Below are 26,894 nucleotides of genomic sequence, written 5' to 3'. Positions count from 1 at the left end.
CACAAACCACGATGAAACAACCCCAATGTGGCATTGGGTGCGTGGGATGCACCGAATGCCACATTGGGTGCGTCGCGGTCCGTGAAGGGCTCCTTGAGGGAATCTAAGTCCGTGAAGGAGCCCTTCACGGACCGGTGGCTGGTCGTGAGGGGAACCCTGGGGGAATCTGGGTTCGTGAGGGTGGCCCTCACGGGCTTCGGCGGGTGGGTGAGTCAAGCGCTTGCTTCCAGAAGCCGGTGGTGGTGTTCCAGCAGTGCGCGAAATGATGCGTGCGCGGTGCTGCCGTAGGTGAGGTCCACTTCGACTGCTCGCCAGTTGTCACCGGTGTGGGTGAGCAGGATTGTCGCGGGGTCGGAGACGATCACGACGGATCCGTCGGCGCGCAAGTCTCGGGCGGGCAGTAGGCGGGGGAACACTACGTCCGCGGGTAAGCCGTCCGTGAGTGTCAGGAACTCGCGGTAGTCGTCGGGCAGGCGGAGGCCGAGGCGTTGTTCGGCGGCGGCTAGATCGGCGGGTGGCGTCGGGGCGGGGGCGCGTTGTCCGCGCAGGCGGAGGATTGCTGCGAGCAGTTCCGGGAGGCTGGCTGGGCCGGTCGGGTGGCGTTCGCGCAGGGCGGCGATCAGTGCGCCTGCGCATTGGTCCGGCCATTCGGAACCGAGGGCGAGTGGGTCTGCGCCGTTGATTAGTTGGGTAGTGAGTGAGCGGGTGGCGGCGAGGGTGGCGACGTCTGGGGTGGGGTGGTTTTCCACGAGGGTGGCCCATGCGTCGAGGTCGGCGGCGGCGAGTGCGTCGCGTATCGGGTCGGGGCGCTTGGGGGCGATCGCGGAGACTGCGCCTGCGACTGGTGAGCCGTCGAAGAGACCGTCCAAATCGGACACTCGGCGGACGAGGAAAGCTTGGTGGGCTTGCTCTTCTGCGTCCAGGTCTAGCGGGACAAGGGCGTCTGCCCATTGTGGACGGTCGCCGCGGGCCTCGAAGAGCATTGCCCAGGCGCGGGCGTGCACGGCGTCGTCGGCGAGGGCGGACGTTGGGCGGCCGGTTACCGCGTGCCATTGCGTGACAAGGCGGTCGGAGGCGTCGGTCGCGCCTGCGGTGGCCAGGAGGAGTGCGGCGTGGGCGATCCTGCGGTCAGCGGCGGCCTCGTCGGCGGTGAGCACGTCGCGGACGGCGGTTTCGAGGTAGTCGTCGCGCTGCATGTCGCGAGCGTGCCACACGGCCGCGGACACGACGGAGGCCCCGCACCGGGCGTGGCTGCGGGGCCTCCGGGGTCAAAGAGGTCGATCAGCCCTGGTCGGCGATGTCCGCCAGCACCGCGGCGATGGTGCGGACCGGGATGCCGGTGCCGCCCTTGCCGGTGTAGCCCCACGGGCCGCCGGAGTTGAAGGCCGGGCCTGCGACGTCGAGGTGCGCCCACGGCAGGTCCGCGGGCACGAACTCGCGCAGGAACACGCCCGCGACGAGCATGCCTGCCCAGCGCTGGCCGGTGACGTTGGCGATGTCGGCCAGGCGCGAGTCCAGGTCGGCGCGCAGTTCGTCGGGCAGCGGCATGGCCCAGCCGCCCTCGCCGGTGGCCTGCATGATGCCCGCGACGCGGTCGCGGAACTCGTCCGAGCCCATCACGCCGGAGATCCGGTTGCCCAGCGCGACCACCTGCGCGCCGGTCAGCGTGGCGGTCTCGATCAGGTAGTCCGGGTTCTCCTCGGCCGCCCGCACGATCGCGTCGGCCAGCACGAGGCGTCCCTCGGCGTCGGTGTTGAGCACCTCGACGGTCTTGCCGCCGTACATGGTCAGCACGTCGCCGGGACGGTAGGACGTGGCCGAGGGCAGGTTCTCCGCCAGCGGGATGTGCGCGGTGACCTCGAGCGGGTACTTCAGCTTCGCGGCCAGCACGACCGACGCGAGCACGGCGGCCGCGCCCGACATGTCGGAGGTCATGTGGTCCATGTTCGCGGCGGGCTTCAGCGAGATGCCGCCCGAGTCGAAGGTGATGCCCTTGCCGACCAGCGCGACCTTCTTGCGCGCCTTGGCCGGCTTCCAGCTGACCCGCAGCAGGCGCGGCGGCCGCGACGAACCGCCGCCCACGCCGAGGATGCCGCCGAAGCCCTTGCGCTTGAGGGCCTTCTCGTCGAGCACCTCGAAGTCGAGGCCGTTCTCGTCGGCGAGCTTCTTCGCGCGGTCGGCGAAGGAAGCCGGGAACAGGTCGTTCGGCGGGGTGTTGATCAGGTCGCGGGCGATGATCACCGACTCGGCGATGAACCCGGCCGCCTTCAGCGTGGCCTTGTGCTCGCGCGCGGTGCCCTCGGCCGGGCTGACCAGGTCGGCCTTCGCCAGCGGGCCCTCGCCCTTCTCCGAGCGGTACTCGGTGAAGACGTACGCGCCCAGCGCGATGCCTTCGGTGGCGGCGTGCAGGTCGAGCGCCGACAGCGTGACGAACGCGCGCTCGGTGCCGTTCAGCGCGCGGGCCGCGGCGCCGGCCGCGCGGCGCACCTGCTCGGCGGTGATTACGCCGTCCTGCGGCTTGCCGAGGCCGACCGCCAGCACGACGCCCGCGGGCAGCTTGCCCAGCGTCGGCAGCTTCACGATCTCCTCGGCCTTGCCGGTCGCGCCGAGCGTGCCCAGCACCTCGGCGAGCTTGCCGTCGAACGCCGCGTCGGCGACCTCCGCGCCGGCGGCGAGCTCGAGGCCGCCCTCGCCCTGGAGAGTGCCGATCACGACGACGTCGGCGCGGGTCTTGCCCAATGCCGCACCCGTGTTCTCGGAGAGGGCAAGCTTCGGCACGGTCACTTCTGGCTCCTCGCGACGTCGCGGTGGCGCCGGGCGATCTGCCCGGTCGATCGTGAGCCATGCTAATGACAAAGCCATCCGGACGGGGGAAGGGGGATCGCGGTGCGGCTCGCGGGAGCACTCCTGGTGACGCTGGCGGCAGGCGCCGCCGGGGCCGGGTTTTGGGTGCTCGGCGGGGTTTTGCTCGCCGCGCTGATCGCGGTCGCGGCTTCCCGGCTGCCCGCGCTCGGCGATGATCCGGCCGCCCGGATCGCCGGCGGATTATCCCGGCTGGCCCAGATCGTCGTGCTCGCGCAGGCCTTCGGCGCGTACGTGTTCCCAGTGCAGCCCGGATACGCCGCCGCTGCGCTCGTGGTGTTCGTCGCGGCGGCGGACTTCGCCGGGCTGCGGCTGCCGGACCTGCTGGTCAAGTGGGTGCTCGGGGTGCTGCTGGCCGCCGCGGCGGTGCTCGTGGCGATGTGCCTGGCGGTCGCTCCGGTTGCGCAAACGGGCGGAATCGGCACGCCGCCGGTGGCCGGGATCGTGGTCGCGGCGTTGTTCCTGCTGCCGTTCCTCGTTCCGGAACCAGGGGAGCGGAGCACCGGACGTGCGCTCGTGCTGAGTCTGGTCGCGGTGGCGGTCACGGCGGTGACCCTGCTGCAGCTGGGTCCGGTCCGGCTCGGACTGTCCGGGACCGCGATGCGGGATCTGCTCTCCGCGGCGGACGCCGGACAGCTCCAGCCGTTGCTCACGGTGATCGCAGTGCTGGCGACTCTTCCCTCGGCATTCACGACTTTCGTCGGTGCTCGACAGCGGTTTGCGCCGTCTGGCGGGGCTCCGGTCGCGATAGCCGCGGTGCTGGCAGCGGTAGCCGCGGCGTTCGTTCCGCTGCCGGCGGTACTGCTCGTGGCGGGCCTCGGCGCGGTGGCGGAACTGCTGCTGCGGGTGCGGGTTCGCCGCTACCGTGGCGTCCATGACTGAGCACCGCTGGGCGCCGGGACAGACAGTCGTCGAACGTTTCGTCCGCCCGGACGGCAGCATCGGCCAGCATCATCCGCTGCGCGTGCTCTCCGACGACGGCGAGACGCTGCTCGGCTGGCTCCCGGTCGGCACGCCGATCGTCGGCAGCAGGCTCGCGGACGGCCGCTCATTGCGGGAAGCGCCGCTGGAACAACGGTTCCGCGAGCCGCGCGTATGCGTGCCGGACATCTGGCACGGCTCCTCGACGCTGCGGCTGATCCCCGAGCGGGCGTGGTCGTCGGTGTGGTGGTTTTTCGAGCCGGACGGCCGGTTCCGCGACTGGTACGTGAACCTCGAACTGCCGCGCGGGCGCACCGAAACCGGCCCGGACCGGATCGACGGCGTCCTCGACCTGGTCGTGACGCCGGGCGCGGGCTGGGAATGGAAGGACGAGGACGAAGCGGAGGCGGCCCTCGACGCGGGGCGGTTGACCATCGCCGACCTCGACCAGCTGCGCGCGGAAGGCGAACGGATGGGCGCGCTGGCCGAGCGGGGCGCGTACCCGTTCGACGGCACGCACACCGATTTCCGCCCGGACCCGGACTGGCCCGCTCCGGCGCTGCCCGCCGGGCCGTGCTGACCGCTGCCGCTTACTGGGCCAGCAGGACCAGCGCGATGAACAGCACGATGTTGACGACGAGCAGGATCACCACGGATTTGGTCGGCAGGTTCTTGGTGATCACCTTGCCGTGCAGGTTCTTCCACCAGTAGATGCCGAATCCGGCGACGACCAGTCCGAGGAAGAAGCCGAACCCGCTCGAAAGCAGGCCCCAGCCGACCATCCCGAGCAGTCCCGCGCCGAAGGTCAGCAGGGCGGCGGCGCCGAAGGTCTTGACGTCCGGCCCGGCCCCGGGCCCGGTTTGGCGTGCTGGTTGAGTGCTCACGCCGACCATCGTAGTGGGGTGACGCTGCGAGCGCGGGACAGTGCGGCGAGTAAAACCACAGGACTTCCGACTAACGTGCTTCCGACCAAGCGCTATCGTTTACGCATGACCACAGCGACGCAGTTCACCCACGTTCCGAACCCGAGCCCCGCGAGTCCTGAACGCGTCGCCGAGGTACTTGCCAAGCCGGGGTTCGGCACGCATTTCACCGACCACATGGTCACCGTGCGCTACAGCACCGAAAAGGGCTGGCACGACGCCAAGGTCGGGCCGTACGAACCGTTCACCCTCGACCCGGCCACGTCCGTGCTGCACTACGGGCAGGCGATCTTCGAGGGCCTCAAGGCCTACCGCCAGCCGGACGGCACGATCGCCGCGTTCCGGCCGGACGCCAACGCGCAGCGGTTCCGCGATTCCGCCGAGCGGCTCGCGATGCCGCAGCTGCCGGTGGAGACCTTCGTCGACGCGCTGCGCGAGCTGATCGCCGTCGACGAGCGCTGGGTGCCGACCCGCCAGGGCGACTCCCTGTACCTGCGCCCGTTCATGATCTCCACCTCGGCCGGTCTCGGCGTGAACAGCCCGGCCGACGAGTACGTCTTCGCGGTGATCGCCTCGCCGGCCGGCTCGTACTTCAGCGGCGGCGTCAAGCCGGTCAGCGTGTGGCTGTCCACCGAGTACGTGCGCGCGGCCCCCGGCGGCACCGGCGCGGCGAAGTGCGCCGGCAACTACGCGGCGTCCTTCGTGGCGCAGGCGCAGGCCGTCGAAAAGGGCTGCGACCAGGTGGTGTGGCTGGACGCGGTCGAGCGCCGCTGGGTCGAGGAGATGGGCGGGATGAACCTGTTCTTCGTCTTCGGCTCGGGCGACGACGTCCGCGTGGTCACCCCGGAGCTCACCGGTTCGCTGCTGCCGGGCGTCACCCGGAAGTCGTTGCTGCAGCTGGCGAAGGACGCCGGGCACAAGGTCGAGGAGCGCCGGATCTCCACCGACGAATGGGAGAAGGCGGCCGCCTCGGGCGAGCTGACCGAGGTGTTCGCCTGCGGCACGGCGGCGGTCATCACGCCGGTCGGCCACGTGAAGCACGGCGGCGGCGAGTTCTCGATCTCCGGCGGGCAGCCGGGCCCGGTCACCATGGCCCTGCGCGAGCAGCTCGTCGGCATCCAGGAAGGCACCCGCCCGGCCCCGTCCGGCTGGATGACCCCGCTCACCTGACGTTCCAGCTGTCCGTGAAGGGCTCCTTGCGGGAATCGGATTCCCGCAAGGAGCCCTTCACGGCTTTCAGGACGTGAGCGGGCCGGAGACGCCGGATTGCTCGTGCGTGGTCATCTCGGCGAGCACGCGGCTGGCCATCATCAGCAGCGGCAACGCGGTGACCGCGCCGGTGCCTTCGCCGAGGCGGACGTCGAGGTCGAGCAGCGCCCCGAGGTCGAGGTGCTCCAGCGCGAGCGCGTGCGCGGGTTCGCCAGTGAGCTGCCCGGACATCCACCAGCGGCGCGCGCCGGGCGCGAGTTCTTCGGCGACGAGCGCGGCGGAGCAGACCACGAGCCCGTCGAGCACCACCGGCGTGCGGCGAACCGCTGCCTGCGCGAGAAAGCCCGTCATCGCGGCGATATCGGCCCCCGAGGACGTCCGCAGCAGCGCGAGCGGGTCGGCCAGCACCGCGCGGGCCCGGCGCAGCGCGTCGCGGACCGCGGCGGCCTTGCGCATCCAGGTGTTGTCGTCGATGCCCGAACCCCGGCCGACCACGGCGACCGGTTCGCTGCCGGTCAGCGCCGCGACCAGCACCGACGCCGGGGTGCTGTTGCCGATCCCCAGGTCGCCCGCGATCAGCAGGTCCGCACCGCCGTCGACCTCCGCGTCGGCGATCTTGCGGCCGGCTTCGACCGCGGCGCGCACCTCGGCGTCGGTGAGCGCGTCCTCGACGTCGATCGAGCCGGAACCGCGGCGCACCTTGAACTCGCCGATCGACCGCATCGCGGATTCCTCGGTGTCCACGGCCATGTCGACCACGCGCACGCCCGCACCCGCCGCCGCGGCGAGCACGTTGATCGCCGCGCCGCCGGTCAGCATGGTCCCGACGAGCTGCGACGTGACCTCCCGCGGATACGCCGAGACGCCCTTCTTCGCGATGCCGTGATCGCCGGCGAACACGACGACGCGCGGGCGGGTGAACGGCCGCGGCGGCGCCTGGCCCTGGCACGAAGCGATCCAGACGCCCAGCTCTTCCAGCCTGCCGAGCGAGCCCGCCGGTTTGACGAGCTTGTCGTGCAGCGCGATCGCGCCCGACCGGGCCAGGTCGCTCGGCGGTTCGATCTCGCCGAACTCGATGCCCGTTTCGCCGGTGTCCACAGCCAGGTTTCCTTTCGCCGCTGGGCGTCCCGGCGCCCAACCTACCGCCGCGCGGGCAGGGCCCTTAGGGTCGGTCGGCGTGCGGGAATCGACGGCGGCCGGGGTCGTGCTGGCGAGTGGTGCGGGGACCCGGGTCGGGGCCGCGCTGAACAAGGTCTACCTGCCGGTCGCGGGCAGGCGGGTGGTGGCGTGGTCGCTGGACGCGTTCGCCGCCGTGGCCGGGATCGGCGTGCTGGTGCTGGTGATCCGGCCCGAGGACGCGCCGCTGGCCGAGGAGGTGCTGGCCGGGACGAGCGCTCCGGTGGAGATCGTGACCGGCGGCCCGACACGGCAGGCCTCCGAGCTGAACGCGCTGCGCCATCTCGCGCCGCGGATCGCCGACGGGACAGTGGATTCCGTGCTGCTGCACGACGGCGCCCGGCCGTTGGTGACGCCGGAGCTGATCGCCGCGGTGCTGGAACGGACCAGGGAAGACGGGGGAGCGGTGCCGGGACTGGCCGCGGACGACGTGGTCTCGATGGCCGGGCCGGACACGGTGGCCGGCCCGCTGCCCGGCGCGATCCGGGTGCAGACCCCGCAGGGCTTCCGGGCGCGACCGCTGCTCGCGGCGTACGAACAGGCCGCCGAGGAAGGGTTTCTGGGCACCGACACGGCTTCGTGCATGGAGCGGTTCTCCGCGCTGCCGGTGCGGTGGGTGCCCGGCAGCGCGGAGAACGTGAAGATCACCTATCCGCACGACCTCGCGGTGGCGGAGCGGTTCCTGCTGCGCTGATCAGGGGGAAACGGTGAGCGCCGGGTCGGTGACCACGACGTCGCCCAGCGCCTCGTCGATCGCCGTGAGCAGCTCCGGCTCGAGCTTCACGCCGGCGGCCTTGACGTTGTCGTGCACCTGCTCCGGCCGCGACGCCCCGATGATCGCCGACGCGACATTCGGGTTCTGCAGCACCCACGCTACGGCCAGCTGCGCCATCGACAGCCCGGCGTCGGCCGCCAGCGGCTCCAGCTTCGCGACCGCGGCGAGGGTCTTCTCGTCGAGGAAGCGCTTGACCATGTTCGCGCCGCCGTTCTCGTCGGTCGCGCGCGAACCGGCGGGAAGCGGCTGGCCCACCTTGTACTTGCCGGTCAGCACGCCCTGCGCCACCGGCGACCAGACGATCTGGCTCAGGCCCTCGCGCTCGGAAGCGGGCACGACCTGCGACTCGATGACGCGCCACAGCATCGAGTACTGCGGCTGGTTCGACACGAACGGGATCTTCAGCTCGCGGGCGAGCGCCGCGCCGCGGGAGATCTGCTCGGCGTTCCACTCCGAGACCCCGATGTAGAGCGCCTTGCCCTGGCGGACCAGGTCGGCGAACGCCTGCATCGTCTCTTCCAGCGGCACCGTGCGGTCGAACCGGTGCGCCTGGTACAGGTCGACGTAGTCGGTGCCGAGCCGCTTGAGCGACGCGTTGGCCGACTCGAGGATGTGCTTGCGCGAGAGACCCTTGTCGTTCGGGCCCTTCGGACCGGTCGGCCAGAAGACCTTGGTGAAGATCTCCAGGCTCTCCCGGCGCTGCCCCTTCAGCCCGCGCCCGAGCACCGACTCCGCGGCGGTGTTGGCGTAGACGTCAGCCGTGTCGAAGGTCGTGATGCCCGCGTCGAGCGCCGCCTTGATGCAGGCTTGCGCCTGGTCCTCCTCGACCTGGGACCCGTGGGTCAGCCAGTTGCCGTAGGAGATCTCACTGATGTTGAGGCCGCTGCGGCCGAGACGTCGAAACTCCATGCCGACAGCGTAAACGTTTCGTTCGCGAGGCTAACGACCTGTGTGCCGCACGGCTCAGTTCGGGATCGGGTCCCCGGCCTTGAGCCGCGGCTTCGGCACGCGCAGCTTGCGGATCTGGCTCGCCCGGACGAACGCGTACCAGCCGACGCCGCGGGTGGCGGTCGCCGGTTCCTTCGGGAAGCGCTCGCGGACCAGCTTCGAGATCTTGCGGCCGTTCACGAAGCCCTCGATGGCCATGACCAGCAGCATCGCCATGCAGACCAGGGTGATGTACTGCTGCACCGCCGGCGCCGGGACCAGCAGCGCGAGGAACACCAGGATCGCCAGCGGCATGAACAGGCCGAGGATGTTGCGCCGGGAGTCGACCAGGTCGCGCACGTACGCCTTGACCGGGCCCTTGTCGCGCGGCGGCAGGTACTTGTCGTCGCCCGACATCATCCGCTCGCGGCGCACACGGGCAGCTTCCTTGCGGTCTTCCTTGCTGACCGGGTTGGCCTTGCGCAGCTCCTTGTTGCGCTTCATCGCTTCGCGCATGGAGGTGGGCGGCGCCGCGACCGGCCCGCGCCTGCGTCCCTCGGCCTCGCGGCGCTTGGGCGTCGCCTTGCCCTTTCCCGGCGTGTACGACTTGCTCGTGACCGGGGAATCGTCAGCGGCGGCCTCGGCCGCGGAGTCTTCGGCGGCGGGGTCAGTGGTGCTTCGGCGCAGGAACCTCACCTCACCAGGGTATTGCAGGCGTCACGGCTTTGTTCACCAGGTCGTTCCATATGCGACGATGGAGGGGAACAGATCGGGCGAGTCCCGTGTTGTGCCTAGGACACGAGATGTACCCGCAGCGAGTTCGACCAAGAGGGAGTGCCATGACGACCGCTGAGCAGACCGGTGCGGCTGCGGCCGAGACCGCCGAGGAGACCCACGGCGTGACGTTGACCGACGCCGCGGCCGCCAAGGCGAAGGCGCTGCTCGAACAGGAGGGCCGCGACGACATGCACCTGCGCATCGCCGTGCAGCCCGGCGGCTGTGCTGGCTTGCGCTACCAGCTGTTCTTCGACGAGCGCACGCTCGACGGCGACCTGTTCCGCGACTTCGACGGCCTCCAGGTCGCCGTGGACCGGATGAGCGCGCCTTACGTGTCCGAGGCCGTGATCGACTTCGTCGACACCATCGAGAAGCAGGGCTTCACGATCGACAACCCGAACGCCACGGGTTCCTGCGCCTGCGGCGACAGCTTCCACTGAGCCCAGAGCCGGAAAACGGGCCCCGCGCGATCCGCGCTGGGGCCCGTTCTCGTTTCCGGCCGGCTCAGACGTAGGCGTCGAGATCGGCGACCTGCGCGTGGCAGGCGTCGTCGACCGTCCACGGCCGCGCGGCCCTCGGGCGCGGCAGCCGGGCCTGGTCGGCGGGCTGTTCGGGCTGCAGCGTGGACGGAAGGTGGGCGCAGTCGGCGATCAGGTCGCCGAGGGTTTCCGGTTCGGTCGCGAGGTTCACTCCAGCCACGCTATTCAGCCGGACTTGAACGGGAAACGAGTACCGGCCGGTAGTGTCGGAACGTGGCGCGGAAACTACCCGGAAGGGTCATGACCAGCGGGTAACTTGCGTCAGGGCGCGAAAACGACAGCTCATCCACCCCGTGAGGAGAACCGGTGGCAGACAAGCCCAGGATCGCCGTGTCCGGCAGCATCGCTACGGACCATCTGATGCACTTCCCGGGGAGGTTCGCCGAGCAGCTCGTCGCCGAGCAATTGCACCGGGTGTCGCTGAGCTTCCTCGCCGACGACCTCGTCGTGCGCCGCGGCGGCATCGGCGCGAACATCGCGTTCGGCCTCGGAGTGCTCGGCGTCGAGCCGGTGCTCGTCGGCGCCGTCGGCCAGGACTGGGCGGACTACCAGTCGTGGCTGCAGCGGCACGGCGTGGACACCTCGGGCGTGCTGGTGTCCGAGGTCGCGCACACCGCGCGGTTCGTGTGCACCACGGACGAGGACATGTGCCAGATCGCGACCTTCTACGCGGGCGCGATGGCGGAGTCCCGCAACATCGAGATGGGACCGATTTCGGATCGCGTCGGCGGGCTGGGGCTGGTGCTGATCAGCCCGGACGATCCAGAGGGGATGGTCCGGCACGCGCAGGAGTGCCGTCAGCGGGGGTACACGTTCGCGGTCGACCCGTCGCAGCAGCTGGCCCGGATGGACGGGGCGCAGGTGCGGTCGTTCGTCGAGGGGGCCAAGTACCTGTTCAGCAACGACTACGAGTGGGAGTTGCTGCTGCAGAAGACTGGCTGGACCGAGGCCGACGTGCTGGAGCGGGTCGGGCTGCGGATCACCACGCTGGGGGAGAAGGGCGTGGAGATCGTCGGGCGGGACGGGACTGCGTTGCAGATCGGGGCCGTGCCGGAGCGGGGGAAGGCTGATCCCACTGGGGTCGGGGATGGGTTCCGGGCTGGGTTCCTTGCTGCGGTTGACGGCGGGTTGAGCTTGGAGCGGGCGGCGCAGTTGGGGTGTTTGATCGCTGTGCTGGTGCTGGAGACGGTGGGGACGCAGGAGTGGCGGCTGGAGCGGGGCGAGGCGTTGACTCGGCTGCGGGAGGCGTTCGGGCCTGAGGCTGCTGAGGAGATTGCGGCGGTTTTGCCTGCTTGAGTCTCGGTCCGCCTCGTCGCCTGGCGGCGACATCGCTTGGTGGTTGCGTGGGGCACCCCGAAGCTTGATTGTGCTGACGGTCGGTGGGTGCTTGTCAAGGCGGGAAAGATGCCTTGACAAGCACCCGCCGACCGCAGATGCGCTTCGTATCGGGGTGCGGGGGAGGGCTGGGTGCCTCGCTCGTTGGGTGCGCCGGTGCGGTTTTAGGGCNGCTTCGTATCGGGGTGCGGGGGAGGGCTGGGTGCCTCGCTCGTTGGGTGCGCCGGTGCGGTTTTAGGGCCGTGAGGGGAACCCTGAGGGAATCAGAGTCAATGAGGGTTCCCCTCACGTCCGGTCAGAGCTTGACTGGGTAGGCCGGTTCCGGGATTTCCGGCTTGATGCGGTGTTCCACGAAGATGCCGTGCCACAGCATGAAGACCAGCAGGGCCCAGAGCTGGCGGCTGCGGTCCAGCTGGCCTTCCTTGTGTTCGTCCAGCAGGCGCAGCACTGCGGTTTTGTCCAGCAGTTCGTCGGTCTTCGAGTCGTTGATGATGCCGCGCGCCCAGTCGTACATCTCGTTGCGCAGCCACAGGCGGATGGGGACCGGGAAGCCCAGTTTCTTCCGGTTCAGGACGTGGCCGGGGATGATCTTCGCGAGGGCCTGGCGCAGTGCGTACTTGGTGGTGCCGTGCGCGAGTTTCTGGTCGAGCGGGATCGAAGCGGCGACCTTGAACACCTCGGCGTCCAGGAACGGCACGCGCAGCTCCAGCGAGTTCGCCATGGTCACCTTGTCCGCCTTGACCAGGATGTCGCCGCGCAGCCAGGTGTACAGGTCCACGTGCTGCATGCGGGCCACCGGGTCCCAGCCTCGGGACACGTCGTACCAGGGGGCGGTGACGTCCTTGAAGCCGACGCCTTCCTGGTACGTCCGCAGCACGGCGCGCAGCTGCTCGTCGCGGAAGTTGCGGGCGTTGCCGTAGTAGCGGTCTTCCAGGGGGAGCGCGCCGCGGCGCAGGAGGTCCTTGCCTCGGGTGCCCTCCGGGATCTTCGTGGACACCTTGCCCAGCAGTTTTCGCACGCTGCCGGGGATTTTCTCGAACGGGGCCAGCGAGATCGGCTCGCCGTAGATCGTGTAGCCGCCGAACAGTTCGTCCGCGCCTTCGCCGGACAGCACTGCCTTCACGTGCTTGCGGGCCTCGCGCGCGATGAACCACAGCGGGACCAGCGCCGGGTCCGCGACCGGGTCGTCCAGGTACCAGACGATGAGCGGCAGCGCTTCCATCATCTCGTCCGCCGACACCGTGCGGACCACGTGCTTCACGCCGATCGCGGCGGCCGATTCCGCGGCCACGTCCACCTCGGAGTAGCCCTCGCGCTCGAAGCCGGTGGTGAACGCGATGAGGTTCGGGTTGTGCTCCTTGGCGAGCGTCGCGGTCGCGGTGGAGTCGATGCCGCCGGAGAGGAACGCGCCGACCGTCACGTCCGGGTCCGAGATCATGTGCTTGCCGACCGAGTCGCGCATCACATCGGCGATGCGCTCGTACAGCGCCTCGGCCTCGGCGGGGCCGTTCACCGGCTTCGCGGCGAACTTCGGGTGGAAGTAGCGGGTGAACTCGGGCTTCCCGCCCGGCGAGAGCCGGAACGAGGTGCCGGACTCGACGCGGCGGATCGCGGTGTGCAGCGACTCCGGCTCCGGCACGTACTGCAGCACCAGGTAGTGCTGCAGGGCCTTGCGGTCCAGCTCCTGCGCGACGCCGAGCGTGTCAGACAGCTCCAGCAGGCTCTTCTTCTCGCTGGAGAACGCCGTGCCCTTCGGGCCCTCGCTGTAGTAGAGCGGCTTGATCCCGAACGGGTCGCGCGCGCCGAAAACGGTCTTTTCCGCCGAATCCCAGATCAGGAACGCGAACATGCCGCGCAGCTTTTCGACCGCTTTGTCCCCGAGGTAGTGATATGCCGCGACGATCGCCTCGCCGTCGCCTTCAGTGGCGAATTTCGCACCGAATTTTTCGGCGAGCTCGTCGCGCAGCTCGCGGTAGTTGTAGATCTCGCCGTTGAAGTTCAGCGTGTAGCGGCCGGGAGCCTCCGGCGGGCCCCACACCAGCGGCTGGTGCGCGTGGTCCACGTCGATGAAGGCGAGCCGGTTGAAGCCGTACACGACCTCGGCATCGGCCCAGGTGTCCTGCTCGTCGGGGCCGCGGTGACGCTGGCAGCGCATCGCCGCGCCGACGCTCGCACGGGCCGCCGCGGCGTCGTTTTCGGTCGCGCAGATCAGTCCAAGCAGGCCGCACACGTGTACTCACACACCTCAGGGTCGGGCCGGTCCGGGGAAGGGCCCAGTATGCCGGTGCGGGGCGACTCGCCCGGAAAGCGGGTGACGCGTGGCGCAACTGGTCACCCCTTGGTCAGCGGGAGCGGCCAACTCGGCTAGGCTCCGCCTGTCACGAAGATCGGTCGAAGAAGGCCCGGTGTGAGAGGGCCTGTTGGGTGAAAGGGCAGGGCGCAGTGGGAAAACCAGAGCGCACCCCGGTGGGTAAGCGGGTCGGGCGTGTCGCCGCGCTGGCCGTGCTGGTGGCGCTGACCGCGACGGGCTGCTCGGGAGACGAGATCCTCCGCTTCGGCTGGCCCAAGGGCGTCACGCCGCAGGCCGACCAGATGCGCACCCTCTGGACGTGGACGGTCGTCGCCGCGCTCGTCGTCGGCGCGATCGTGTGGGCCCTGATCTTCTGGACCGCGATCTTCCACCGCAAGAAGAAGGGCGCGGCCGCCGAAGGCCCCGAGGACCTCCCGCGGCAGTTCCAGTACAACATCCCGCTGGAGATCTTCACGGTCGTCCTGCCGACGATCATGGTCTGCGTGCTGTTCTTCTTCACGGCGACGACCGAGAGCAAGGTCCTCGACAAGAAGCCGAACCCGGACGTCGTGGTCGACGTGATCGCCTTCCAGTGGAACTGGGAGTTCAAGTACGAGGGCGACGCCGCCAAGCGCGCCGACGGCACCCAGGTGAGCACCGTCGGCTCCTCCGGCGAGATCCCGCTGCTCGTGCTGCCGACGAACAAGACCATCGAGTACCGGCTCCGTTCGACGGACGTCATCCACTCGTTCTGGGTCCCGGAGTTCAACTTCAAGCGCGACGTGATGCCGGACCCGGAGAAGAACAACCAGGACAGCTCGTTCCAGAACTCGATCGACCGCGAAGGCTCGTTCGTCGGCCGCTGCGCCGAGCTGTGCGGGACGTACCATTCGGTGATGAACTTCGAGGTGCGCGCCTTGTCCCCGGACAAGTTCGACCAGTACCTCAAGCTGCGCACCGAGACGAACCCGAAGACCGGCAAGCCGAACACCGCGTCTGAGGCACTGGCTTCGATGAACTGCGGCGAGCTGTGCAGCCCGTACGCGGTGACCACGAAGCCGTTCAACACCGACCGCACCGCGCGCACCGCGTCCAACTGACGGCGAACCAGAAGGAGCAGGGGACCAATCCCATGAAGGTCGAAGCCCGGATTTTCTACATGGTGGCGGGGTTTGCCGTCCTCATGACCGCCGTCTACTGGGTCATGACCGCGCTCTTCACCACCGACCAGAAGGCTGAGCCGGTCGGCATCGTCGCGCTGTTCCTGACCGGCGGCCTCGCGTTCCTCGCCGGCAGCTACATGCAGTTCGTGTCCCGCCGGATCGAAGAGCGCCCGGAGGACCGCGAGGACGCCGAGATCAGCGACGGCGCCGGCGAGCTGGGCTTCTTCAGCCCGGGCAGCTACTGGCCGGTCGCGCTGGCCGCGGCGGCCGGGCTGGCCGGCCTCGCCCTCGCGTTCTTCCACATCTGGCTGCTCGTGATGGCGATCGTGGCGCTGCTCATCGCCGTGGGCGGGCTGGTGTTCGAGTACCACACCGGTCCCGAGCACGACTGAGTTCTTCCGCTTCACCGCGACGCCCGGCTGGGAATCCCCGGCCGGGCGTTTCGCGTATCCGGCTTCACGCGCTGCGGAGCGAGCGCCGCGGCGAGCACCGCCAGCATGCCCAGGCCCTCCGGCCAGGTGAGCCGGTGCCCGAACGCCAGCATGTCCACCACGACCGCGACCACCGGGTACAGGTAAGACAGCAGCGCGACCGTCGTGGTCGGCAGCTTGCCGATGCTGGCGTACATCAGCACGTACATCACCGCGGTGTGGACAGTGCCCAGGAGCAGCAGCCACAGCAGTCCCGGAGCCGAACTCGGCAGCGGCGTGAACATCAGCGCGGGGGCGAGCACGATCACGCCGACCGTCAGCTGCACCGCCGCGAGCAGATGCGGCCGGATGTGCTTGAGCTGCTTCGCGATGAAGGACGCACCGGCGTAGAGCAGGGCCGCGCCGAGCGCGAGCGCGATTCCGGCGAATCGCACGGGTTGTCCGTCATCTCCTTGTGCGGAAAGGGAAATCACCACAACTCCGGCGAACGCGATGCCCGCCCGCGCGAGGTGCGAACGGCCGACCTTCTCGCCGAGGAACACCGCCGCCATTCCGACCAGGATCAGCGGCTGGGTGTGGTAGACGACCGTGCTGACGCCGATGGACGACAGCGAGTAGGACGCGAACAGCAGCACCCAGTTGCCGACCAGCAGCAGCCCGCCGGCGATCGCGAGCAGCAGGTCGCGGCGGGTCGGCCGCCAGTCGCGGAACCAGCCCCTGGCGAGGGACCACACGACCAGCAGGACGCCGCCGACGAGGCAGCGGGCGAACGCGACCGCCGGTGCGGCGGCGCCGCTTTCGAGCACGACCGCGCCGATCGTGCCGGACAACGCCATCGCCGCGGACCACTGCAGGACCGGGCGGGATTCGGGGTTCTTCATGCGACCCAGATTCGTCTCCGCGGCGACGCTCAACCAGTGTCAGAGATGACAATGACCGCGAAACTTGTGACATGCTGGGCCGCATGGACGTGCAACGGGTCGCCGTGCTGCTCGCGGACCGGGTTTCGCCGTTCGAGCTGGGGGTCGCGTGCGAGGTGTTCGGCACCGACCGCAGTGCGGACGGCATGCCCGGCTGGGACTTCGGCGTGTGCTCGCCGGGCGGCGCGGACGTGGCCAGCTGGTCTGGATTCGGCCTGGCTGGACTGCGCGACCTCGACTTCGCGGCGTCGGCGGATTTGGTGATTGTGCCCACGCAAGCGCCGCGGACCGCGCCGCCGCCGGAGCCGCTGCTGGACGCCTTGCGCGCCGCCCGGGAACGCGGCGCGTGGGTGGCCGGGTTCTGCGCGGGAGTTTTTTCACTCGGCTACGCGGGCCTCCTGGACGGCCGTCGCTGCACCGTGCACTGGATCTACGAACCGGAATTCCGCCGCCTGTTCCCCGCCGCGGAAGTGGACCCGCAAGCCCTCTACGCGGACGACGACGGCGTGTTCACCAGCGCCGGGACCGTTGCCGCGGTGGACCTCTGCCTGCACCTGGTGCGCCGCCTGCGCGGAGTCACGGCGGCGACGGCGCTGGCCCGGCGAATGGTGGCCGCTCCGCACCGCGCGGGCGGGCAGGCGCAGTTCGTGCAGGCGCCGGTGCCCGCGACGGCCGCCCCGGACGACGCGGTGGTCGCCGAAGCGCTCGAATGGGTGGAACGACGGTTGGATCAGCCGTTCACGGTCGCGGAATTGGCTCGCCGCAGCGGATTGGGCGAGCGGACGTTCCTGCGCCGGTTCTCGGCCGCGACCGGGACGACGCCGCACCGCTGGCTGACCGAACGCCGCCTCGACCGGGCGCAGGCGCTGCTGGAGGAGGGCTCGCTTTCGGTGGAGGACATCGCGGTGGCCTGCGGATACGCGTCGGCGGCGGCGTTGCGGCACCAGTTTTCGCGGTTGCGCGCTACTACGCCGAGCGCTTACCGGACCGCCTTCCGTTCGTGAGCATTGGTCCGGCTCGTCGCGATCCTGCTGTGGCATTGGGCTCATGTGACGCACCGAACGCCGCATTGGGGCCCTCGCACCCAACGACTCGCTGAAAACGACAAACGCCGCACCGGACGCGGAAAAGCGCCCGATGCGGCGTTCAGCCGATGCGAACGGTCAGCGCTCAGCCGAGGAGAACGCGATCCACCGGTCCAGCAGCGCCGCTGCCGCGCCGTTGTCGATGGCCTGGCGTGCTCGGTCCAGTCCGGCCGCCAAGTCGTCCTCGAGCGAATCGGAGAAGCCCGCGAAGGCGGCCAGCGCGGCGGCGGCGTTCAGCACCACCGCGTCGCGCACCGGGCCGGTCTTGCCGCTGACCAGTTCCCGGACTACCTCCGCGTTCGCCGCGGCGTCGCCGCCGCGCAGGTCCTCCGCCGTGGCGCGCGGGATGCCGAGCGACTGCGGGTCGAAGGTGCGTTCCGTCACCGTGCCGCCGGAGACCACCAGCACCGAGGTCGTCGTGGTGGTGGTGATCTCGTCCAGCCCGTCGTCGCCGCGGGCCACCAGCACCGACATCCCGCGCTGGGCGAAAATCTCCGCCAGGGCACGGGTTTTGTCCGCGTACGCGCAGCCGATCAGCGCGCTTTCCGGCTGTGCCGGGTTGGTGAGCGGGCCGAGCAGGTTGAACGTGGTCGGCACGCCCAGCTCGCGCCGCGGCGGGCCGGTGTGCCGGAACGCCGGGTGGAACGCCGGGGCGAAGCAGAACCCGATGCCGATCTCCTCGAGCGACGCGAGCACCGCTTCCGGCGGCAGGTCGATCTTCACGCCGAGGGTTTCCAGCACGTCGGCCGCGCCGGACTTCGACGACGCGCTCCGGTTGCCGTGCTTGGCCACCGGCGCGCCCGCCGCCGCCGTGACGATCGTCGCCATCGTGGAGATGTTCACCGAGTTCGACCGGTCGCCGCCGGTGCCGACGATGTCCACCGCGGGACGGCTCAGCGTGATCCGCCGGGCGTGCGCCAGCATCGCGTCGGCCATGCCGGCGATCTCCGCGGGCGTTTCGCCCTTGGCGCGCAGCGCGACCGCGAAGCCGCCGATCTGCGCCTGCCCGGCGCTGCCGGACATGATCTGGTCCATCGCCCACGCCGTGTCCTCCGCGGACAGGTCCTCGCCGGCGATGAGCCGGGTCAGCAGCGCGGGCCAGGTGTGCGGGGTGGCGCCCACCGGGCTCAGCCGCCGTTGACGGCGGGGACCCGCCCGGCGCGCAGCACGCCGGCGACGGTTTCCGCCGCGGTCAGCGGGTCGAGGGGGTGCACCAGCACGGCGTCGGCCAGCGCCCAGGTGGCGAGCCATCGGTCGTCCCGGCGGCGGACGGCCACCACGATCGGCGGGCAGTCGTCGATCTCGTGCTTGAGCTGGCGGGTCAGGCCGATGCCGCCGGTCGGCTGCGCCTCGCCGTCGAGGATCGCGAGGTCGACCGAGCCCGCGTCCATCTCGGCGAGCACGTCGGCGATGCCGGCCGCCTCGACCCACTCGACGCGGCCGAGGTCGGCCGCCGGGCGCCTGCCGACGGCGTTCATGATCGCCTCGCGGACCTCGGCCTTGTGGCTGAACACCAGGATCCGCTGGGACTGCTCGCTCATTGAGCACGCCTCCGTCTCGTCACGGGTGGAACAGCCGCGATCGTATCGGCCGAGACGCATCTCACGCGGACGCGGTGGGCGAGTCACCCGGTTGCCGCGCCTCCCAGCCCGGGGCGTCGCCGCCGAGCCGCTGCGCCAGACCGGCCATCCGGGACCGTTCCTGGGCGCAGTGCAGGGCGTCCAGGACCTGCACCCGCCGGGCGTGCGCGAGCACCCGGTCGCCGTCGCGGCTTTGTTCGCGCAGGTCGTAGCCGTCCTGCGCGAGAATCGCCGCCGCCTCGTCGATCCGGTCCGCCGGGAGGACGAGGTGATGGACGAGCACTGCGGGCGCTTCGCTTGCCCAGCCGGGTGAATCGGCGAGCACCGCGGAATCCGCGACGGCCGGATCGAACGCCGAAACGACCGTCCGCAGACCGGGCGCGTCCGGGTCGAGAACCGCTTTCTCCGGCTTTCTCACCAGGTCACGGAGCTTCTCCAGCCAACTCACGAGTAGCTCCTTCCGTCGCTGGTCCGCGTCTCGCGCGCGGGTGTGACGCGAAGCTCCCACGACCCGCCGCAGACCCGGCGGGCGGGGTGCGGTCGCGAGAGGACATAATGCGATCCGTGACAACGGCAGCTCCCACCATCAGCCAGCGGGTCCACTCGCTGAACCGGCCGAACATGGTCAGTGTCGGCACCGTCGTGTGGCTGTCCAGCGAACTGATGTTCTTCGCCGGACTGTTCGCCATGTTCTTCACCGTCAAGGCGCAGAACCCGGCCGGGGCGTCCTGGCCGCCGCCGTTGCACGGCGAGGAGTTCCACCTCAACGTCGCGTACGCGATCCCGTTCACGGTGATCCTCGTGCTGTCGTCGCTGACCTGCCAGTTCGGCGTGTTCGCCGCGGAGCGGGGCGACGTCTACGGCCTGCGGCGCTGGTACATCGTGACGCTGATCATGGGCGCGATCTTCGTGTTCGGGCAGGCGAACGAGTACCACAACCTGGTCGAGGAAGGGCTCACGATCCCGTCCGGCCCGTTCGGCACGGTGTTCTACCTCGCGACCGGTTTCCACGGCCTGCACGTGATCGGCGGGCTCATCGCCTTCGTGTTCCTGCTGGTCCGCACGAAGCTCAGCAAGTTCACTCCGGCGCAGGCCACCTCGGCGATCGTCGTGTCGTACTACTGGCACTTCGTCGACATCGTGTGGGTAGGCCTCTTCGCGGTGATCTACATCCTTCCCTGATCTCCGCACCGCCCACCACAAAACGGCCTGAACTGACAGCAAGGGTTGCCGCAAGATGACCACCAGCACCAAATCCTCGGAGCGCCGGTTCCGCGCGCGCTCGAAGATGCGCAGGCGCCTCGCGGGCGTGCTCGCACTCGGCGTCGCCCTGGTGGGGGCCGGCGCCCTGTACGCCGTGTTCGCCCCGGAACCGCAGACCGCGCAGGCGCAGGGCGACCCGGCGCTGCTGCGCCAGGGCGAGCAGGTCTACAACAACACCTGCATCGAGTGCCACGGCGCGAACCTCGAGGGCGTCAAGGACCGCGGTCCGAGCCTCATCGGCATCGGCGACGCGGCCGTCTACTTCCAGACTTCCTCCGGCCGGATGCCCGCGGCGCGCCAGGAGGCGCAGATCGCCCGCAAGCCGCCGAAGCTGACCCCGAGCGAGATCGACGCGGTCGGTGCCTACGTGCAGGCGCACGGCGGCGGCGCGCAGCGTCCGGAGGAGCGCGGCGAGGCGCTGCGCGGCAACGACCCGGCGCGCGGCGGCGAGCTGTTTCGGCTCAACTGCGCCTCGTGCCACAACTTCACCGGCCGCGGGGGCGCGCTGTCGGCGGGCAAGTACGCGCCGCCGCTCGACCCGGCCACCGAGGAGCAGATCTACGACGCGATGCTCACCGGGCCGCAGAACATGCCGAAGTTCTCCGACCGCCAGCTCAGCGCCGAGGAGAAGAAGGACATCATCGCCTACGTCAAGTCGGTGTCCGACGGCAACAACGACCCGGGCGGCAACGGTCTCGGCGGGGTCGGCCCCGCCTCCGAAGGCGTCATCGCCTTCGTCGTCGGAATCGCCGCGCTCGTCGGCATTACGCTGTGGATTGGATCGAAGGCATGAGTGCCGAAGGGCCCAAGCCGCCCTCGGAGGCGGAGCTGGCTGAGATGGACCGCGACGAGCTGCTCAAGCTCGGCGGTCAGCTGGACGGCGTCGAAATCGTCGAGTACCCGGAGCCGTGGCCGGTCGAGGGCACCCGCGCGGAGCGTCGCGCGCAGCGCCTCGTCGCGTTCTGGTTCGCCCTGTCGGCGCTCGCCGGCCTGGCGTTCGTGGTCGTGATGGCCTGGCCGAAGTGGTGGGAGTACAAGGACCCGAGCGACCCCAGCGGGCACTCGACCTACAGCCTCTACACCCCGGCGCTCGGCGTCACGCTCGGTCTCGCGGTGCTGGCGCTCGGCATCGGCGTGATCCTCTACACCAAGAAGTTCGTCCCGCACGAGGTCTCGGTGCAGCAGCGCAGCGACGGCCCGTCCGCGGAGGTCGACCGGGCCACCATCCTGGCCCACCTCGCCGACGCCGGGACCCGCAACGGCATCGCCCGCCGGTCGCTGATCAAGCGCACCGCGGGCGCGGGTGCGGGCGCGCTCGGCCTCGCGGTGGCGGCGCTGCCGATCGCGTCCTTCATCAAGAGCCCGTGGACGGACTCCGACAACCGGGACGGCCTCTGGCACACCGGCTGGCTGCCGAACTTCCCTGGCGAGAAGGTCTACCTGCGCCGCAACACCGGCAACCTCGAAGCCGACGTCAAGGAAGGCGTCGCGCTGGTCAAGGCCGAGGACCTGGACGCGGGCGCGATGGAGACGGTCTTCCCCTACCGCGAGTCGGAAAAGGGCGACGAGAAGAAGCTGTCCGAGGCGCTGATGCGGGTCGACAACCCGGTCATGCTCATCCGGCTGCGCCCGACCGACGCCGCGCGCGTGGTCAAGCGCAAGGGCCAGGAGGACTTCAACTTCGGCGACTACTACGCGTACACGAAGATCTGCAGCCACGTCGGCTGCCCGACCTCCTTGTACGAACAGCGCACGAACCGCATCCTCTGCCCGTGCCACCAGTCGCAGTTCGACGCCCTGCACTACGCGAAGCCGATCTTCGGCCCGGCGACCCGTCCGCTCGCCCAGCTTCCGATCACGGTTGACGAAGAGGGATACTTGATCGCGAAGGGCGATTTCATCGAGGCCATCGGACCGGCCTTCTGGGAGCGTAAGTCATGAGTTCACTCACCACGCCGACCAAGGGCACGAGCGCACTCCAGAAGCACCTGGGCGAGGCCGCGGACAACGCGGACCAGCGGTACAAGCTGGCCAAGGGCCTGCGGCACCAGATGAACAAGGTGTTCCCGACCCACTGGTCCTTCCTGCTGGGCGAGATCGCGCTGTACAGCTTCATCGTCATCCTGCTGTCCGGGGTGTACCTGACGCTGTTCTTCGACCCCTCCATGCAGGAGGTCACGTATCACGGCAGCTTCACGAACATGCAGGGCATGCAAATGTCCCAGGCGTTCCGCACCACGCTGGACATCTCGTTCGACGTGCGCGGCGGCCTGTTCGTGCGGCAGCTGCACCACTGGGCGGCGCTGATCTTCGTCGCGTCGATGATGGTGCACATGCTCCGGATCTTCTTCACCGGCGCGTTCCGCAAGCCCCGTGAAGCGAACTGGGTCATCGGCGGCCTGCTGCTGATCCTGGGCATGTTCGAGGGCTTCTTCGGCTACTCGCTCCCGGACGACCTGCTGTCCGGCACCGGTATCCGCGCGACCCTGTCCGGCATCGTGCTGTCGGTGCCGGTGATCGGCACCTGGATCCACTGGGCGCTGTTCGGCGGGGAGTTCCCCGGCGACCAGATCATCCCGCGGCTCTACACGCTGCACATCCTGCTGATCCCGGGCATCATGCTGGCCCTGATCGGCGCGCACCTCGCGCTGGTCTGGTACCAGAAGCACACGCAGTTCCCGGGCGTGCGGCGCAAGGAGACCAACGTCGTCGGCGTGCGGATCATGCCGTACTTCGCCCTCAAGGGCGGCGCGTTCTTCACCCTGGTCGTGGGCGTGCTGGCGCTGATGTCCGGCCTGTTCCAGATCAACCCGGTGTGGAACTTCGGGCCGTACAACCCGTCGATGGTGTCCGCGGGATCCCAGCCGGACTTCTACATGGCCTGGGCGGACGGCATCCTCCGGATCTGGCCCGCGTGGGAGCTCTACCTGGGCAACTACACGGTCCCGGCGGTGTTCTTCGCCGGCGGTATCGGGATGCCGGTGCTGTTCGCGATCCTGCTGACGTATCCGTTCCTGGAACGGAAGCTGACGAAGGACAACGCGCACCACAACCTGCTCCAGCGGCCGCGCGACGCACCGGTCCGCACCTCGCTGGGCATGATGGCGCTCGGGTTCTTCGCGATGCTCGAACTGTCCGGCTTCAACGACATCATCGCCGACCAGTTCGACATCTCGCTGAACGCGACGACGTGGGCCGGGCGCATCGGCGTGCTGATCGTGCCGCCGATCGCGTACTACGTCACCTACCGGATCTGCCTCGGCCTGCAGCGGTCCGACCGGGAAGTGCTGGAGCACGGTGTCGAGACCGGCATCATCAAGCGGCTCCCGCACGGCGAGTTCATCGAGATCCACCAGCCGCTGGCCGGCACGGACAGCCACGGCCACGCCATCCCGCTCGAGTACCAGGGCGCGGCGGTGCCGAAGAAGATGAACAAGCTCGGCACCGCGGGCACCGCTGTCCCGGGTTCGATCTGGACGCCGGACCCGGCGGAGGAGTCGAAGGCGCTCGAGCGCGCTCGCGGGAACGGGCACGGGAAGCTCGAGGGCACCGAGGAGTCGACCGAGGTCGGTTCCGGGCACTGAGTCCCGCAGAACGCCGGAAGGCCCCTTCCTCATCGCGAGGGAGGGGCCTTCTCGTGTTTCAGAGCTGGATGCGGGCGACGATCTCGTCGTCGTCCATTTCGCCGGTCGGCCGGAAGCCCAGCTGTTGGTAGAAGGGGCCGGGGCTGTGCTTGCCCGGCATCCAGCTGACCGTGACGAATTCGGCGTCGCGACGGCGCGCTTCGGCCAGCACCGCCTCGACGGCGAACCGTCCGTAGCCCTTTTTCTGGTGTTTGGCGGCGATGTTCAGCCGCCACAGGTAGTGGCGGTAGTAGTCGGTCGGGTTGTCCGGGTCGAACGCGGCCATGACGAAGCCGACGAGTTTCTTCCCGGCGTAGATCAGCCTCGGCCAGGCGATTTCGTGCTGGACATAGGCTTCGGCGAGCGAGCAGGCGACCGGGGCGACGTAGTCGCGTTGATGCTTCGCCACTTTGAGATCGCAGGCGTCTTCCACATTGTCGACCGTGACTTCGACCAGTCTCGGGGTCGTCATGCGAATTACGGTAGCGCTGCCGCCGGGGTTCAGAGCTGGATGCGGGCCACGACCTCGCCCTCGTGCTGCTGGCCGGTGGGCTGGAATCCCAGCCGCAGATAAAACGGCTCCGGACTGTGCTCGCCGGGCACCCAAAGCACTGTCGCCGATTCCTGCCCGCGGCGGCGAGCTTCGGCCAGTACCGCTTCGACGGCGAACTTCCCGTAGCCCTTTTTCTGGTGCTCGGCCGAGATGTTCAGCCGCCAGATGCCGCAGCGGAAGTAGTCGATCGGACAGCCCGGATCGAAGGCGGCCATGACGAAGCCGACGAGATCGTCGCCGGCGTAGACCAGCCTCGGCCACGCGACGCCCGGCTGGGGGTAGGCCTCGGCCAGCGAACGGGCGACCGGGGCCACGTAGCGCTCCTGGTGCGGCGCCACCGACAGATCGCAGGCCGCGCCCACGTTGTCGCTGGTGACCTCGGCCAGCCGCAGTGTCGTCATGCCCCGGACGTTAGCCCGGGGGTACGACAATTCTCAGGCTCCTTCGACGCCGATCTCGAACGCGGAGTCGGTGTCGGCGCGGGAGTAGGACCGGAACGCGATGTGGGTGACGGTGTCGAGGACGCCGCGGACCTTGCCGATGCGGCCGGGGATCAGGTCGGCGAGGTCTTCGTGGGCCTGCACGCGCACGGTGGCGATGAGGTCGACGTCCCCGGCGCACGAGTAGACCTCGGACACCTGGTCGAGGTCCGCGATCGCCTGCGCGGCCTGCGGGATTTCCTCGGCCTCTACGTTGATCAGCACGATCGCCGTGATCACAGCGTTCCTCCCACTTCCTGGCGGTAACCGACGTGCGCGATCGTAGCCGGGAACACGCCCGCGCATGGTGCGGCGGGGCTTCTCAGCCCGCGACGTGTTCGAGCGACCGGGCGTCGGCGACCCGGGCGAGCCAGGATTGCCATCCGGCGACGGCGGCGGGCTCGGCCCACGGCCGGGTGGTGCGGACGAGCCGGGTCCCCGGCCGGGCGAGCCAGCGCAGCAGGATTCCGACCTCCTCGCCGGGAGCCCCACGCAGCGGACCGTCGCCGGGCAGCACGGTTTCCCCAGCGGCGACGAGGGATTCGACCACCGGCATCGGCGGCACCCCACGGCGGGCGACTCCCGCGGAGGCGAGCCTGCCGTGGCGGATGACGGACAGTTCCCAGCCGCCGTTGCCGTCCGGGGCCGCCGCGATGAGTTCCGCGACCGACGCGAGCGCGGCCTGCCGGTGTGCGCGGCCGACGGCGCGGACGAGCCCGGCCAGTTCGTCGCGGTGGCGCGCGGCCTGTTCGTAATGCCTTCGCTCGGCCATCTCCTCCAGCCGCGCCGCCGCCAGGTGCAGCGGACGCCCGTCGTGACCGGCGATGAGCCCGCGAGCAGCCTCGACAGCGGGGGAGTAGTCGGCGACGGTCTGCCTGCCCGCGCACGGGGCTCCGCAACGGCCGAGTTCCGCCAGGACACACGGGGTGCCGGACGCGGCGGTGGCGGAGATGCGTTGGGTGCAAGTGCGCAATCCGGAAGCGTCGGCGAGAGTCTCGGCGGCCGTGCGCGCGTCGGCTTGGCTGCGGAACGGCCCGAGCGTGCCCGCGCGCGGCAGACGGACCACGGAAAGCCGCGGGAAAGCCTCGTCGGTGAGGCTGATCCACCAGCCGTGGTGCGGGTTTTTCGAACGCCGGTTGTAGGCGGGCCGGTGCGCGGCGATCAGGCGCAGTTCGCGGATCTCGGCTTCGAGGGAATGCGCGCACTCGATGGCGTCCACCCGCTCCGCCAGCGCGACCATTTCCCGGATCCGGCCCCGGCTCTCGGAACCGGTGAAATACGTGCGCACGCGCCGTCTCAGGTCGCGCGCGGTGCCTACGTACAGGACTTCGTCGCGCGGACCCTTGAAGAGGTACACGCCGGGCCGCGACGGGAGGTCGGCGGCGAGGTTTCGCTTGCGCCGCTGGGCTGGCGTGACGCCCGGGAGGTAGTCGATCAGCTCCTCGACGGTGTGCACGCCGAGGTTGCCGACGCGCTCCAGCAACGCGTGCAGGACGTCGGTGGTGGCGCGGGCGTCGTCGAGTGCGCGGTGCGTCGGCCGGGTGCGCGCGCCGAGCAGCATGGACAGCGACGACAACCGGTAGCTGCGCGCTTCTTCTCTCGGGATGACGCGGCGCGCCAGCTTCACCGTGCAGACGACGGTGGGACGCGGCCAGACGTAGCCGTGTCCTTCGCAGGCGGCCTTCATGAAGCTGGTGTCGAAGCCGGAGTTGTGCGCGACCAGCACGGTGCCCGCGATGAACTCCAGGAACGCGGGCAGCACGCGTTCGATCCGCGGCGCGTCGTAGACCATCGCCTGCGTGATCCCGGTCAGCTCGACGATCTGCGGCGGGATCGGCGTGCCCGGGTTGACCAGCGTCGCGAACTCGCCCAGCACCTGGCCGGCGCGGACCTTGACCGCGCCGATCTCGGTGATCCCGTCCGGCCCCGGCTTGGTGCCGGTGGTCTCGAGGTCGAACACGACGAACGTGGTGTCCCGCAGCGGGGTGCCGAGCTCGTCGAACGCCAGCTGAGCCTGGTCCGGCCTCGGTCGGGTCTCCATGATCGCGCACAGTAGGGCCGAC

Annotated in this window: 29 protein-coding genes; 13 read left to right on the top strand and 16 right to left on the bottom strand. The window is 69.8% G+C overall.

Features of this window, described 5'->3' with window-relative positions; all coding sequences use genetic code 11:
* Nucleotides 1-212: 212 nt before the first annotated feature.
* The gene (locus EIZ44_RS35485) at nt 213-1,196 is read right to left on the bottom strand and encodes an SMI1/KNR4 family protein (RefSeq protein WP_037810038.1); all 984 of its coding nucleotides are present in this window, start codon (nt 1,194-1,196) and stop codon (nt 213-215) included.
* 85 nt (nt 1,197-1,281) lie between these two features.
* Nucleotides 1,282-2,784: a leucyl aminopeptidase gene (locus EIZ44_RS35480; protein ID WP_043827644.1), complete on the bottom strand. Its 1,503-nt coding sequence runs from the start codon at nt 2,782-2,784 to the stop codon at nt 1,282-1,284.
* A gap of 102 nt (nt 2,785-2,886) precedes the next feature.
* Here EIZ44_RS35480 and EIZ44_RS35475 point away from each other — a divergent pair, with 102 nt between their 5' ends.
* Together EIZ44_RS35475 and EIZ44_RS35470 are read left to right on the top strand one after the other, a co-directional pair.
* Entirely contained in the window at nt 2,887-3,744 is an 858-nt protein-coding gene (locus EIZ44_RS35475) for a sulfatase (RefSeq protein WP_134733549.1), read from the top strand.
* Nucleotides 3,737-4,363, top strand: coding sequence for a ribonuclease FAU-1 family protein (locus EIZ44_RS35470; RefSeq protein ID WP_134733547.1), 627 nt, complete (start codon nt 3,737-3,739; stop codon nt 4,361-4,363). Before EIZ44_RS35475 ends, EIZ44_RS35470 begins: the two co-directional genes overlap by 8 nt.
* 10 nt (nt 4,364-4,373) lie before the next feature.
* On the opposite strand, the gene EIZ44_RS35465 is transcribed toward EIZ44_RS35470, so the two are convergent.
* Complete coding sequence (locus EIZ44_RS35465) at nt 4,374-4,676, bottom strand: hypothetical protein (RefSeq protein WP_037809519.1); 303 nt, start codon at nt 4,674-4,676, stop codon at nt 4,374-4,376.
* Between the two features lie 96 nt (nt 4,677-4,772).
* On the opposite strand from EIZ44_RS35465, the gene EIZ44_RS35460 reads away from it, so the two are divergent.
* Nucleotides 4,773-5,876: a branched-chain amino acid aminotransferase gene (locus EIZ44_RS35460; protein WP_037809520.1), complete on the top strand. Its 1,104-nt coding sequence runs from the start codon at nt 4,773-4,775 to the stop codon at nt 5,874-5,876.
* A gap of 66 nt (nt 5,877-5,942) precedes the next feature.
* On the opposite strand, the gene cobT is transcribed toward EIZ44_RS35460, so the two are convergent.
* Nucleotides 5,943-7,013 carry a nicotinate-nucleotide--dimethylbenzimidazole phosphoribosyltransferase gene (cobT, locus tag EIZ44_RS35455; protein ID WP_037809521.1) on the bottom strand — a complete coding sequence of 357 codons (1,071 nt, stop codon included), beginning with the start codon at nt 7,011-7,013 and terminating at the stop codon, nt 5,943-5,945.
* Between the two features lie 79 nt (nt 7,014-7,092).
* Between cobT and EIZ44_RS35450 the strand changes: the two genes are divergently transcribed.
* On the top strand, nt 7,093-7,785 hold the full coding sequence (locus EIZ44_RS35450) for an IspD/TarI family cytidylyltransferase (protein ID WP_134733545.1): 693 nt from the start codon (nt 7,093-7,095) through the stop codon (nt 7,783-7,785).
* On the opposite strand, the gene EIZ44_RS35445 is transcribed toward EIZ44_RS35450, so the two are convergent.
* Together EIZ44_RS35445 and EIZ44_RS35440 are read right to left on the bottom strand one after the other, a co-directional pair.
* Nucleotides 7,786-8,775, bottom strand: a complete 990-nt coding sequence (locus EIZ44_RS35445) for an aldo/keto reductase family protein (protein ID WP_037809525.1) — start codon at nt 8,773-8,775, stop codon at nt 7,786-7,788.
* A 54-nt stretch (nt 8,776-8,829) separates the two neighbouring features.
* Nucleotides 8,830-9,489 (bottom strand): DUF3043 domain-containing protein, encoded by a 660-nt coding sequence (locus EIZ44_RS35440; protein WP_037809528.1) that lies wholly within the window; start codon nt 9,487-9,489, stop codon nt 8,830-8,832.
* 143 nt (nt 9,490-9,632) lie between these two features.
* On the opposite strand from EIZ44_RS35440, the gene EIZ44_RS35435 reads away from it, so the two are divergent.
* A complete protein-coding gene (locus tag EIZ44_RS35435) occupies nt 9,633-10,010 on the top strand; it encodes a HesB/IscA family protein (RefSeq protein WP_037809530.1) in 378 nt (125 codons plus the stop codon).
* 64 nt (nt 10,011-10,074) lie between these two features.
* Here the strand turns inward: EIZ44_RS35435 and EIZ44_RS35430 are convergent, their stop codons facing one another.
* Entirely contained in the window at nt 10,075-10,260 is a 186-nt protein-coding gene (locus EIZ44_RS35430) for a hypothetical protein (RefSeq protein ID WP_037810040.1), read from the bottom strand.
* Nucleotides 10,261-10,415: 155 nt separating this feature from the next.
* On the opposite strand from EIZ44_RS35430, the gene EIZ44_RS35425 reads away from it, so the two are divergent.
* Nucleotides 10,416-11,405, top strand: a complete 990-nt coding sequence (locus tag EIZ44_RS35425; protein ID WP_037809531.1) for a carbohydrate kinase family protein — start codon at nt 10,416-10,418, stop codon at nt 11,403-11,405.
* A 334-nt stretch (nt 11,406-11,739) separates the two neighbouring features.
* On the opposite strand, the gene asnB is transcribed toward EIZ44_RS35425, so the two are convergent.
* On the bottom strand, nt 11,740-13,674 hold the full coding sequence (gene asnB / locus EIZ44_RS35420) for an asparagine synthase (glutamine-hydrolyzing) (RefSeq protein ID WP_134665713.1): 1,935 nt from the start codon (nt 13,672-13,674) through the stop codon (nt 11,740-11,742).
* A 212-nt stretch (nt 13,675-13,886) separates the two neighbouring features.
* Here asnB and ctaC point away from each other — a divergent pair, with 212 nt between their 5' ends.
* Nucleotides 13,887-14,834, top strand: a complete 948-nt coding sequence (ctaC, locus tag EIZ44_RS35415; RefSeq protein WP_051728682.1) for an aa3-type cytochrome oxidase subunit II — start codon at nt 13,887-13,889, stop codon at nt 14,832-14,834.
* A 32-nt stretch (nt 14,835-14,866) separates the two neighbouring features.
* Nucleotides 14,867-15,289: a cytochrome c oxidase subunit 4 gene (locus tag EIZ44_RS35410; RefSeq protein ID WP_037809532.1), complete on the top strand. Its 423-nt coding sequence runs from the start codon at nt 14,867-14,869 to the stop codon at nt 15,287-15,289.
* An 11-nt stretch (nt 15,290-15,300) separates the two neighbouring features.
* On the opposite strand, the gene EIZ44_RS35405 is transcribed toward EIZ44_RS35410, so the two are convergent.
* Entirely contained in the window at nt 15,301-16,209 is a 909-nt protein-coding gene (locus EIZ44_RS35405; protein ID WP_134733543.1) for a DMT family transporter, read from the bottom strand.
* 83 nt (nt 16,210-16,292) lie between these two features.
* Between EIZ44_RS35405 and EIZ44_RS35400 the strand changes: the two genes are divergently transcribed.
* Nucleotides 16,293-17,252: a GlxA family transcriptional regulator gene (locus EIZ44_RS35400; protein WP_134733541.1), complete on the top strand. Its 960-nt coding sequence runs from the start codon at nt 16,293-16,295 to the stop codon at nt 17,250-17,252.
* A 159-nt stretch (nt 17,253-17,411) separates the two neighbouring features.
* On the opposite strand, the gene trpD is transcribed toward EIZ44_RS35400, so the two are convergent.
* The 3 genes from trpD to EIZ44_RS35385 form a co-directional block, all read right to left on the bottom strand.
* Nucleotides 17,412-18,455, bottom strand: a complete 1,044-nt coding sequence (gene trpD, locus EIZ44_RS35395; RefSeq protein ID WP_205673406.1) for an anthranilate phosphoribosyltransferase — start codon at nt 18,453-18,455, stop codon at nt 17,412-17,414.
* A gap of 5 nt (nt 18,456-18,460) precedes the next feature.
* Complete coding sequence (locus tag EIZ44_RS35390; protein ID WP_009074814.1) at nt 18,461-18,874, bottom strand: hypothetical protein; 414 nt, start codon at nt 18,872-18,874, stop codon at nt 18,461-18,463.
* 61 nt (nt 18,875-18,935) lie between these two features.
* On the bottom strand, nt 18,936-19,361 hold the full coding sequence (locus tag EIZ44_RS35385; protein ID WP_134733539.1) for a ribonuclease E inhibitor RraB: 426 nt from the start codon (nt 19,359-19,361) through the stop codon (nt 18,936-18,938).
* Between the two features lie 107 nt (nt 19,362-19,468).
* Here EIZ44_RS35385 and ctaE point away from each other — a divergent pair, with 107 nt between their 5' ends.
* The 4 genes from ctaE to qcrB are packed head-to-tail and all read left to right on the top strand — an operon-like array spanning nt 19,469 to nt 23,760.
* On the top strand, nt 19,469-20,095 hold the full coding sequence (ctaE, locus tag EIZ44_RS35380; protein ID WP_009074819.1) for an aa3-type cytochrome oxidase subunit III: 627 nt from the start codon (nt 19,469-19,471) through the stop codon (nt 20,093-20,095).
* 55 nt (nt 20,096-20,150) lie between these two features.
* Complete coding sequence (qcrC, locus tag EIZ44_RS35375) at nt 20,151-20,969, top strand: cytochrome bc1 complex diheme cytochrome c subunit (RefSeq protein WP_037809539.1); 819 nt, start codon at nt 20,151-20,153, stop codon at nt 20,967-20,969.
* Nucleotides 20,966-22,117: a cytochrome bc1 complex Rieske iron-sulfur subunit gene (gene qcrA / locus EIZ44_RS35370; RefSeq protein WP_037809545.1), complete on the top strand. Its 1,152-nt coding sequence runs from the start codon at nt 20,966-20,968 to the stop codon at nt 22,115-22,117. The genes qcrC and qcrA overlap by 4 nt, the downstream gene beginning before the upstream one ends.
* A complete protein-coding gene (gene qcrB / locus EIZ44_RS35365; protein ID WP_134733537.1) occupies nt 22,114-23,760 on the top strand; it encodes a cytochrome bc1 complex cytochrome b subunit in 1,647 nt (548 codons plus the stop codon). The genes qcrA and qcrB overlap by 4 nt, the downstream gene beginning before the upstream one ends.
* Nucleotides 23,761-23,818: 58 nt before the next feature.
* On the opposite strand, the gene EIZ44_RS35360 is transcribed toward qcrB, so the two are convergent.
* The 4 genes from EIZ44_RS35360 to EIZ44_RS35345 all read right to left on the bottom strand — a co-directional run bounded on the left by EIZ44_RS35360 (nt 23,819) and on the right by EIZ44_RS35345 (nt 26,872).
* Entirely contained in the window at nt 23,819-24,271 is a 453-nt protein-coding gene (locus EIZ44_RS35360; protein WP_037809548.1) for a GNAT family N-acetyltransferase, read from the bottom strand.
* A gap of 29 nt (nt 24,272-24,300) precedes the next feature.
* The gene (locus tag EIZ44_RS35355) at nt 24,301-24,753 is read right to left on the bottom strand and encodes a GNAT family N-acetyltransferase (RefSeq protein WP_134733535.1); all 453 of its coding nucleotides are present in this window, start codon (nt 24,751-24,753) and stop codon (nt 24,301-24,303) included.
* Nucleotides 24,754-24,786: 33 nt separating this feature from the next.
* Nucleotides 24,787-25,071: an Lrp/AsnC family transcriptional regulator gene (locus EIZ44_RS35350; RefSeq protein WP_009074830.1), complete on the bottom strand. Its 285-nt coding sequence runs from the start codon at nt 25,069-25,071 to the stop codon at nt 24,787-24,789.
* An 82-nt stretch (nt 25,072-25,153) separates the two neighbouring features.
* On the bottom strand, nt 25,154-26,872 hold the full coding sequence (locus EIZ44_RS35345) for a DEDD exonuclease domain-containing protein (RefSeq protein ID WP_134733533.1): 1,719 nt from the start codon (nt 26,870-26,872) through the stop codon (nt 25,154-25,156).
* Nucleotides 26,873-26,894: the final 22 nt, after the last annotated feature.

The sequence above is a fragment of the Amycolatopsis nivea genome, from assembly GCF_004522235.1.
In the GTDB taxonomy this organism is placed as follows: domain Bacteria; phylum Actinomycetota; class Actinomycetes; order Mycobacteriales; family Pseudonocardiaceae; genus Amycolatopsis; species Amycolatopsis nivea.
This window is presented reverse-complemented; position numbering and strand designations above follow the sequence as displayed.

What these genes read in the sequence shown, in the direction of transcription:
- EIZ44_RS35485 (WP_037810038.1), bottom strand. Translation starts at nt 1,196, where the DNA reads ATGCAGCGCGACGACTACCTCGAAACCGCCGTCCGCGACGTGCTCACC.
- EIZ44_RS35470 (WP_134733547.1), top strand. Translation starts at nt 3,737, where the DNA reads ATGACTGAGCACCGCTGGGCGCCGGGACAGACAGTCGTCGAACGTTTC.
- EIZ44_RS35465 (WP_037809519.1), bottom strand. Translation starts at nt 4,676, where the DNA reads ATGGTCGGCGTGAGCACTCAACCAGCACGCCAAACCGGGCCCGGGGCC.
- EIZ44_RS35460 (WP_037809520.1), top strand. Translation starts at nt 4,773, where the DNA reads ATGACCACAGCGACGCAGTTCACCCACGTTCCGAACCCGAGCCCCGCG.
- EIZ44_RS35445 (WP_037809525.1), bottom strand. Translation starts at nt 8,775, where the DNA reads ATGGAGTTTCGACGTCTCGGCCGCAGCGGCCTCAACATCAGTGAGATC.
- EIZ44_RS35435 (WP_037809530.1), top strand. Translation starts at nt 9,633, where the DNA reads ATGACGACCGCTGAGCAGACCGGTGCGGCTGCGGCCGAGACCGCCGAG.
- EIZ44_RS35410 (WP_037809532.1), top strand. Translation starts at nt 14,867, where the DNA reads ATGAAGGTCGAAGCCCGGATTTTCTACATGGTGGCGGGGTTTGCCGTC.
- EIZ44_RS35405 (WP_134733543.1), bottom strand. Translation starts at nt 16,209, where the DNA reads ATGAAGAACCCCGAATCCCGCCCGGTCCTGCAGTGGTCCGCGGCGATG.
- EIZ44_RS35400 (WP_134733541.1), top strand. Translation starts at nt 16,293, where the DNA reads ATGGACGTGCAACGGGTCGCCGTGCTGCTCGCGGACCGGGTTTCGCCG.
- EIZ44_RS35390 (WP_009074814.1), bottom strand. Translation starts at nt 18,874, where the DNA reads ATGAGCGAGCAGTCCCAGCGGATCCTGGTGTTCAGCCACAAGGCCGAG.
- ctaE (WP_009074819.1), top strand. Translation starts at nt 19,469, where the DNA reads ATGCGATCCGTGACAACGGCAGCTCCCACCATCAGCCAGCGGGTCCAC.
- qcrC (WP_037809539.1), top strand. Translation starts at nt 20,151, where the DNA reads ATGACCACCAGCACCAAATCCTCGGAGCGCCGGTTCCGCGCGCGCTCG.
- qcrA (WP_037809545.1), top strand. Translation starts at nt 20,966, where the DNA reads ATGAGTGCCGAAGGGCCCAAGCCGCCCTCGGAGGCGGAGCTGGCTGAG.
- qcrB (WP_134733537.1), top strand. Translation starts at nt 22,114, where the DNA reads ATGAGTTCACTCACCACGCCGACCAAGGGCACGAGCGCACTCCAGAAG.
- EIZ44_RS35360 (WP_037809548.1), bottom strand. Translation starts at nt 24,271, where the DNA reads ATGACGACCCCGAGACTGGTCGAAGTCACGGTCGACAATGTGGAAGAC.
- EIZ44_RS35355 (WP_134733535.1), bottom strand. Translation starts at nt 24,753, where the DNA reads ATGACGACACTGCGGCTGGCCGAGGTCACCAGCGACAACGTGGGCGCG.
- EIZ44_RS35345 (WP_134733533.1), bottom strand. Translation starts at nt 26,872, where the DNA reads ATGGAGACCCGACCGAGGCCGGACCAGGCTCAGCTGGCGTTCGACGAG.